The sequence below is a fragment of the Bartonella sp. MR100HLJHH genome (assembly GCF_042194215.1).
GTDB classification, from domain to species: Bacteria; Pseudomonadota; Alphaproteobacteria; order Rhizobiales; family Rhizobiaceae; genus Bartonella; species Bartonella grahamii.
Window position 1 is genome coordinate 1 of sequence record NZ_JBHIMR010000081.1, and the last position, 986, is coordinate 986.

At 41.9% G+C, this 986-nt stretch carries 1 protein-coding gene and 1 pseudogene; both read right to left on the bottom strand.

The window, feature by feature from the left end:
• Positions 1-103 precede the first annotated feature (103 nt).
• Positions 104-754 (bottom strand): hypothetical protein, encoded by a 651-nt coding sequence (locus ACFIJ7_RS09620; RefSeq protein ID WP_375645200.1) that lies wholly within the window; start codon positions 752-754, stop codon positions 104-106.
• A gap of 137 nt (positions 755-891) precedes the next feature.
• Positions 892-986: pseudogene (locus ACFIJ7_RS09625) on the bottom strand (DNA-binding protein); the annotation flags it as partial.

Here is a 986-nt window from a genome sequence, read left to right on the forward strand (position 1 = left end):
TACGACCACTTAATGTGTTACAAAGTAGTTCTAATGTAATGTATTTTTACTATTTCTTCAATAGGTACTATTAGAATGGATATTTTATATCTATTTTGCATTTTCATAGGGTTGAAAGGGACGCCCATAAATTCACAGGCTCAGATAACAACCCAGACAGCAGAGCCAGACCGGTTTCAATGCCCTCACAAATGACCAGATGTTTGGGATTGGCTTGACTTAAATGCACCCCACCACCCGTTACAGATCCCAACATGGCTTTTTCTGGTCTTTGATCTGTTTTGCATCCATTGGCTTGTAAAAAGGTTCTATGAATGGCAAAAGAGTCAGCACCCTTAACAAGAGCCACCAACGCGGGTAGTGTCATTCCTAATGGGTGCGGACAGTTGTCGTGAAAGCGTAAATCAGTAGGCAACTCACATGTGATTTCCCACATGCGTAAATAGGTTTCTGCTAAAGTATTTTTGATTGGTTGGCATTGTTGCCAAATTGCTTTTGCTCTCTCTGCTTTCTTTTTTGCTCGTTTGAAATCAGCACAAAACTGTTTGGATAAAGAAAGCGTCTGATCATAAGCTTGTTTTCCAAGCAAGCCAATTCTAATGAGCGCTTGTATGATCTCTCTAAAAGAGCAGCCAGCATAACAATAGAGTAAAAGACGCCCATCATGTCCATTGGCAAGGGATAAGCTAGGTAGCCTATCATCATGAGCAGGGCAACGGGTCCATAACGCCCATGCCAACCCCCGGCACAGCACGTGTGATACCGTGCGCATTCTTAAAAGAACACATCATTTTAAATCCTATAACGTTGTGTCATAGGACGGATTGTGCACTCTTTAGGGTGATGAGCTTGAGAAAGCCTTGTCCGTCCTTACGTGACAAGGTTTTCTTTTTATGCCGCGTCACTTTGACGTTGCTGTTTTGCTTGCTCGATGACATTCAAAAGATCTGATTGTAACCAACGCGATAAAAAACCAAATTTTAAAG